The sequence below is a fragment of the Chamaesiphon polymorphus CCALA 037 genome (assembly GCF_003003845.1).
Classification (GTDB): Bacteria; Cyanobacteriota; Cyanobacteriia; order Cyanobacteriales; family Chamaesiphonaceae; genus Chamaesiphon; species Chamaesiphon polymorphus.
Genome location: NZ_PVWO01000278.1, coordinates 1 through 7632 on the forward strand (window position 1 = coordinate 1; position 7632 = coordinate 7632).

Here is a 7632-nt window from a genome sequence, read left to right on the forward strand (position 1 = left end):
TCTCAGATCCAAGCAAAGAGCGCACCAATATTTAGGGCTTTTCAAATAAGTCTAAACGATATTTATCGGTAGTCAAACTGTGGAGATGCGTGAGTTGATCGGGTACGAGTTGCAGAAAGGAATCGTGGACTTCATCGCCAGTTAGGGGTAGTACTCTGGCATCGACAATCCAATGCACGATCGCGAGATGTCCTTGGGGGTTTAATCGATCGACGAGCAAGTTTTGAGCTTTATAAAAGTCGTCCCAACACCAATAATAGCCGACTTCCGAGAGGACGATTAGATCGAAATAATCGTCAGGGAATTCATCGGGCACGGACATGATTTGAAAATCAATGTGGTTGAGATGCTGGCATCGTTGTTTAGCTTGCTCTTGGGCGATACTCGAAACATCGACAGATAGTAAAGAGTCACATCTATTTGCCAGTCTTTCGGTAAAAATCCCGATCGAACCGCCAATTTCAAATGCTGACTCGTATCGATCGCGTGGCAGCGCATTGAGAGTAGTTGCATATTTTTGGGCTTCGTACTCGCTGGTAGCAAATTGCCACGGATCGGGATTTTCGCGATATAGATCTTCAAAAAAATCTGTTGTCAGCGATTGCGATTTAGTTGGTTGCATTAGATTTCCTCAAAATAAACTTCCCAGGATCGGGTAAAATTAGTCAGCATTTCTGGGGTCAAATAGAAGCCATCGGGATCGTCATCGATCGCTAGACCGAGTTGCGATTTATAGGCGGCGATGGCATGTCGTTTTTGGGCTAATACTTTGTCGATATTTAATCGCCAGCCAGAGATGCGATCGAGATCTGGGAGTTTTTTCTGCTGTTGAAGATCCCAATCCCAAATTGGATATTCAATAATTTGTGGGGAGATGCCCAAGCTTAAGATGGCGGCTTGAATCAGTTGCCAAGTCGCCCGATGATCGGGATGTGGATCGGCACGCCAGGGTAAAAAGATCGTGTCTGGTAAAGTTTGTTTTAAATAGTCTTGACAAAGTACCTTAGCTGCCTGAAAATTTGGTGAAGTTATGGTCGGTACCGCGCCATCTTTAAGACCTAAAAAAGTAACTAACGATCGATCTTCAATGCCTAAAATTGCTAAGGCGGCGAGCGTTTCGCGCTCTCGTAGCGATCGGAGTGCGGGGGCGGGATACGAGCGCGAGTTGGGGTGCGACATGGTGCCATCGCTGACGATCGCGACTTTGACATCGTAGCCTTTGGCGCACAGTAAGGCGATCGCACCGCCGCAGCCGAGCGTTTCGTCGTCGGGATGGGGGGCGACTATAACTACCCGCTGACGCGAGATGTGGGTCAGATCGCGCAACGGTAGTGTTTCGGGGCTGGATAATAATACTCGATGTCGATCGATGCTGCGATCGTTATCCTTACCCGCACCAGAATGTGGCAACGGTAGCAACCTGCCGATCCGCCTGCTCTCAAATTTGCGCGCGCGGGCGATTGGGTAAGAGCCATCGACAGGCTCGATGTCACCCTCCTCGGTAGCATTATCTTTAAATTCTGGTGTTGGCTGGTTCATCTGTCCAAAGTGAATCTGTAGCGGCATTTTGGAGCGCGTAGCGTCCGATATTAGCGATCGAGGCATCGAATGCAGGTTGGCGCAGGTACAGCGTTAAGTCGCGGATGATGCGCTCTGTAGGTTCGGGAGGCAACAATCCGCGCGTCCCGACCGATCGTTCGACTAGCTGGATTGTCTCCATGCAGATGTGTTCGATCGCGGTGCGTACCATATTGGCATAGGCAACTAGAGCTTGGGCGTTGGGGCTAGTCAGTGCCGGATCGCCTGCAAAGGTGGCGTGATACTGCCTGAGTTGGGCGGCGGCACCTTGGAGCCAAAGTTGACCGCTTTCGATGCCGATCGCCATTTTGCCAAAGCGTTCTTCTTGGTAGGGATCTTTGGTCCGATCGATCGATTGCAAAAATTGGCGCGCGGCGTTAAATAAGGCTTCGGCACCGCCGAGCTGGACGGCAGCAAATCTAATGACCCCTGCTGTCAACCACGGCTGTCGGTAGTAGTCTCCAGGTTGGCCGATTAATTCGCTTTGGTCTAAAATTACGCCTGTAAAATCGACTTTGTAACTGGCAGTTGCTTTCATCCCCGCAGGCTGCCACCACTCAGGATCGATCGTGGTTTCCACTTCATCCATCGAGACGATACACAGTTGCCAGTCACCATTTGGCAGCATACCGCCGACGAAAGGTCGATCGACACAGCCGCACCCTGTCGCGAAGGTTTTGGCACCTTCCAGGCGATATTTGCCCTTACCTAGGGGGATAATCTTTACGCCATCGCGGTCTTCGGCATTCCAGACGCCGAACATTTTGTGACGATCGCGCACATCGCGGGCATAGGTATCGATTTGAGCTTGGGTACCAAAGGTCTGAAGCAGTTGCAATCCATTGACGTGACCTTCATAAATGCGTCCGACAGCTAAATTGGCGCGACCGATTTGTTTTAGTATTTGGAGTAACTCCACGATCGAGCTAGCTTCTATGCCCAGTCCCAAACCGCCGAGTTTGGGTGTTAGCGGTGCCGTCAATAGTCCAGCAGTAGCGATCGATTCAAATTCTCGCTCTGGGTAGACACCATGACGATCGATTTTTGCGGCATTTTGAGTGCAAAATTTACCAATTTCAACTGTTTGTTGAAGTAGGTTTTGGAGATCTATTTTCGGCGGTTCTATTTGGGGTGGGAGAGATACTAGTTGTGCTGGCAAATGTATAGCGGTCAAAAGATCCTCCTCAGCTTGCGTCCTTACGAGGTGTATGGTTTACAAGTTAATTTATTTTAAATTATGCGAGAAGTTTGGCGATTTTTCCTCTACCAAATGAGAGAGGTTTGTAGTGAGTGGAGCTAATTATTTAAACCGAGTTGCTACATATGGATCGCCTGCGATTTCTAACCCTGGGCTTACAGGTAGCAACTGGGGTTATTTAGCAGATGGCCAGAATCAAATCGGCGGCACGTTTGACTCCACCAGATTGCTGGACGATCGCCTGCATTCTTTGGGCTTGGGTGCGGTAGCTGGCATCGCCAAGTACTCGATCGATCGATTGTCTGAGTCGCTCGGCTGTTAAGCTTTTGACTGGCACCATTTCGCCCGCACCAGTGCGCGCCAATCGCGTGGCAATTCCTGGTTGCTCGTTGGTAATGGGGATGGCAACTAGGGGCACCCCCGCACTGAGGCTGCCGATGACGGTATTCATGCCAGCATGGGTAATGACTAAGCTAGATCGGGCAATTAAGGCCGCATGAGGAGCATAGGCAACGACGATTGGATTGCCAGCCAGTTGAATTTCGGTGGGATCTCGATCGGGATCGCCCAGCGAGATAACCAGTTGAGCGTCCAGATCGGCGCAGGCAGTAGCGATCGCCTCAAAAATCTGCAACTGTTGATTTTGTAAAGTGCCCAAAGAGGCATATATTAACGGTTTATCTGTCAGTTGCTCGAAGGGAAAATCTAGTCCGGGAAAGGAAATTGGTTCCGAACTGGCGGGGGCTTGAAATGGCCCTAGATAATTCATCCGTGCGGATGCCTGTCTGGGAAAATCAAACTCTGGCGGCAATTGACAGATCTGTAACAGTTGAGAATAACCCGCTTCGCGATCCGTTAGCGGCGGTAATTGCCATGCTTGGCGTTGGACGACGATCGCCTGCCAAACAGATTTGGTTAAATAGTTAAAGAGGTTATTACCCAATTGATTGCGCACTCGCGCCCACAAAATATCTTGATAAGTCCAGGTGGTAAAAAATGGCGGGACAGAGGGTTCTTGGTTAATTGGTAAGGCATTGCAAATCGTGACGAAGGGAAGGGCGAGCAACTCCGCAATACTGCCGCCGATACGCGTCACTTGGTCTACGAGCAATACATCGATGCCTCTAGCCTCGATCGCCCTTGGAGCCTCTGCACAGAGCATCTTTGTCTGTTGCTCCAGCCACTCGATCGTGTATTTTAGGCCATCGAGATTGCTCATCAGTCCTAATTCTTTGTACTTGCGATCGATCGTCCCCAGGGGAAAAGCGGCGGCACCGATTTGGGCAAATTCTAAGCCAGCAACAGCCGCTACTTTTGCTTGTGTATCTGGTACGCCAAACAGGGTAACGCGATGTCCGCGCTCTAATAGTTCGCGGGCGATGTTACACATAGGGTTGAGATGACCGATCGCCCCAGGGCACAAAATACCAAAATGAGTCATATTGACACGATTGAGTGACATGTAACAACATATCACTCAAGGAACGCCTGTTTTTTTATTCAAGCAGTTCTAGGTTGCGGACTGCGCCGCGATCGGCACTAGTAGCCAATAGTGCATAAGCCTTGAGTGCGGGTGTTACCTTGCGCGGACGCGATTGTGCGGGCTTCCAAGCATCTTTACCCTTAGCTTCCATCGCCGAGCGACGGCTGGCTAATTCTGTTTCGGATATAGCTAGATGAATGCGCCGATTGGGGATATCGATCTCGATCGCATCGCCATCCTGGACTAGGGCAATATTGCCACCTGCTGCTGCCTCTGGGGAAGCATGACCGATCGACAGTCCCGAAGTCCCGCCGGAAAAGCGACCATCGGTTAATAAGGCGCACACCTTGCCTAAATCCTTGGATTTGAGATAACTGGTCGGATAGAGCATTTCCTGCATCCCTGGCCCGCCGCGCGGCCCTTCATAGCGGATGACCACTACTTCGCCCGCTTTGACTTCATCGCTGAGAATACCATTGACAGCAGCATCTTGACTTTCATAAACCCGCGCCCGACCCGTAAACACCAGCGCGCTCTCGTCTACACCTGCCGTCTTGACAATACAACCGCGTTCTGACAGGTTTCCATAGAGTACAGCCAGTCCGCCCTGTTTGCTGTAGGCGTTTTCGGCACTGCGAATGCAACCCTCTTGTCGATCGAGGTCTAGTGTATCCCAGCGCGTCGATTGACTGAAGGCTTGCTGGGTCGGAATTCCTGCTGGCCCCGCTTTAAAAAAGGTACGCACCGCTTCGTCTTCAGTCCGTGCGATATCCCAACGATCGAGTGCATCTTTCATCGTCGGACTGTGAACGGTTGGCAGGTCGGTATGCAGCAGTCCCGCCCGATCTAGTTCGCCTAAAATGCTGGGAATCCCGCCAGCTCGATGCACGTCTTCCATATGATACTTTTGGATATTTGGTGCTACCTTGCATAGTTGGGGCACCTGACGCGAAAGCCTGTCGATATCATTCAGGGTAAAATCGACCTCCGCTTCGTGGGCGGCGGCTAATAGGTGCAGAATGGTATTCGTCGAGCCACCCATCGCAATGTCTAGCATCATGGCATTCTCGAATGCTTGGAAACTGGCGATCGATCGGGGGAGTACCGACTCATCATTCCCTTCGTAATAGCGGCGGGTAATGCTGACGATCGTGCGAGCGGCGGTGAGGAACAGATCCTTGCGATCGAAATGAGTTGCCAAAACAGTCCCATTCCCTGGCAAGGCCAGACCGATGGCTTCAGTGAGACAGTTCATGGAGTTGGCGGTGAACATGCCAGAGCAGGAACCACAGGTCGGGCAAGCCGAACGCTCGTATTCTGCAACTACCTCATCGCTCACGCGACTATCGGCAGCCACTACCATCGCGTCTACCAAGTCCAGTTTATGTTCTGCGAGTTTGGTCTTACCCGCTTCCATCGGCCCGCCAGAGACGAAGATGGCGGGAATATTCAGCCGCAGGGCGGCCATCAACATGCCTGGGGTAATTTTGTCACAGTTGGAAATGCAGACCAGGGCATCGGCACAATGGGCGTTGACCATGTACTCGACTGAATCGGCAATAATCTCCCGCGAGGGCAGACTGTAGAGCATCCCATCGTGACCCATCGCGATCCCATCATCCACCGCGATCGTGTTGAACTCTTTAGCTACACCACCTGCTGCTTCGATCTCCCGACAGACCAATTGACCCAAATCTTTGAGGTGAACGTGACCGGGTACGAATTGGGTGAAGGAATTGGCAACGGCAATAATGGGCTTCTCGAAATCTTCGGTCTGCATTCCGGTAGCTCGCCAGAGCGCGCGGGCACCCGCCATATTGCGTCCGTGGGTGGAGGTTTTCGATCGATAGGTTGGCATCGCGTGTCTGGTTCGGCTGAGGGTTCTTATTAGTATAAATTTTATGATAAATAAGCCATTAGAGTGGGCACAGCAGCGGAAACCTCCAGGTTGTGTGCATCGCCGATCCAACGCTTAACACGATCGAATCTCAGCTCCCAACCTAAGACCGCTTCGGCCAAGTAAAATAAAATGTCGTTCCTTTACCTGGCTGGGACTCCAGCCGAATGGTACCGCCTTCGGCTTCGACAATTTTTTTGACGATCGCCAGTCCGATGCCAGTGCTATCGGTGCGTTTTTGGGGATTGACGGCTTGGAAGATCTTAAAGACCCGATCGTGTTGCTCTGGGGCGATGCCGGGGCCATCATCAGCGATCGCAAATTCATAGTATTCGGTACGTTCGGCGATGCCCAAGTGAATCATGCCATCCGCTCGATCGTGATGTTTGATGGCATTGCCTAACAGATTGGCAAATACTTGAGATAAGAGCATTCGCTTGGTATAAAGCGTCGGCAAATTTTGGGCGATCGCGATCGTAAATGTCGGCGGTGGTGCTAGGGTATCGATCGTTTCGGAAATTAGTTCGGAGACTGCGACTGGTTCGATCGAGTCTTCGGTGCGACCGATCCGGGCATAGTCGAGCAGTCCATCGATCGTGGCGGACATCCGATCGATCCGACCGCGCAACAAGTTCATTTGCGCTTGAGTGCTAGGTGTCAGCGATCCTTCTAGATCTTCTTCAATCCATTTGGAGAGATTGGACACCGCCCGCAGGGGAGCTTTAAGATCGTGAGAGACAACATGCACGAAGCTGTCTAGCTCTTGGTTACGAGCTTCGAGGGTGGCGAATATTTGTTTGCGATCGGTAATATCGATCGTGGCGAGAATGGCATGGCTGGGACAGCCGATCTCCCCAACTCGATGGAAGAAGACTTGCTTGCGCACGCTCAAATAACGGACTTCACCATTCGGCCACACGACGCGATGGTCGCGGGCAAACCAGCCATTACCATCTGGATCGACGATCTGGGCGATACTTGCTTCGAGTTCGGCACGGTCGTCTGGATGGAAGGTATCGTGGAGCTGTTGTCGCGTGACGACTAATTCGTCGGGTGCGAATCCATATAAAGCGGCTGCTTCGGGCGAGAGTGAGACCAAATTCGTAGCATAGTCAAATCTCGCCAGTCCCACGCCTGCCACTTCAATTCCCGTGCGCAACCGTTCTTCCGATTCGGCTAATTCTCGCTCGGTGTGTTTGCGCTCGGTGATATCGATCGCCGCCAGAATGGCATAGCTCGGACGCGCCACCGCACCCGAACGGTCGAAGAAAACTTGCTGGCGCACGCTCAGACAGCGGACTTCGCCACTCGGCCACACGACTTGACGATCTCCAGCAAACCAACCCGTACCTGCGGGATCTATGACTTGGGCGATCTTGGCTTCAAGTTCGGCACGTTCGTCGGGATGGAAGGTATCGTGGATCTGTTCGCGAGTCACAAATGCGGTATCGGCAGGGAAGCCATACATCACCGCCG

The 7632-nt window shown here is 51.8% G+C and carries 6 protein-coding genes; all 6 read right to left on the reverse strand.

Going from position 1 to position 7632, the window contains the following annotated elements; translation table 11 throughout:
- Positions 1–31: 31 nt before the first annotated feature.
- On the reverse strand, positions 32–622 hold the full coding sequence (locus C7B77_RS18850; protein WP_106308263.1) for an SAM-dependent methyltransferase: 591 nt from the start codon (positions 620–622) through the stop codon (positions 32–34).
- Complete coding sequence (locus tag C7B77_RS18855; protein WP_106308278.1) at positions 622–1539, reverse strand: PIG-L deacetylase family protein; 918 nt, start codon at positions 1537–1539, stop codon at positions 622–624. The genes C7B77_RS18850 and C7B77_RS18855 overlap by 1 nt, the downstream gene beginning before the upstream one ends.
- Positions 1514–2752 carry an acyl-CoA dehydrogenase family protein gene (locus C7B77_RS18860; protein WP_106308266.1) on the reverse strand — a complete coding sequence of 413 codons (1239 nt, stop codon included), beginning with the start codon at positions 2750–2752 and terminating at the stop codon, positions 1514–1516. The genes C7B77_RS18855 and C7B77_RS18860 overlap by 26 nt, the downstream gene beginning before the upstream one ends.
- Positions 2753–2954: 202 nt before the next feature.
- The gene (locus C7B77_RS18865) at positions 2955–4238 is read right to left on the reverse strand and encodes a glycosyltransferase (RefSeq protein ID WP_219892200.1); all 1284 of its coding nucleotides are present in this window, start codon (positions 4236–4238) and stop codon (positions 2955–2957) included.
- 34 nt (positions 4239–4272) lie between these two features.
- On the reverse strand, positions 4273–6117 hold the full coding sequence (gene ilvD, locus C7B77_RS18870) for a dihydroxy-acid dehydratase (protein WP_106308272.1): 1845 nt from the start codon (positions 6115–6117) through the stop codon (positions 4273–4275).
- A 142-nt stretch (positions 6118–6259) separates the two neighbouring features.
- Positions 6260–7632, reverse strand: a 1373-nt coding sequence (locus C7B77_RS18875; protein ID WP_146138395.1) for a sensor histidine kinase, incomplete at its 5' end; no start/stop codon positions are given.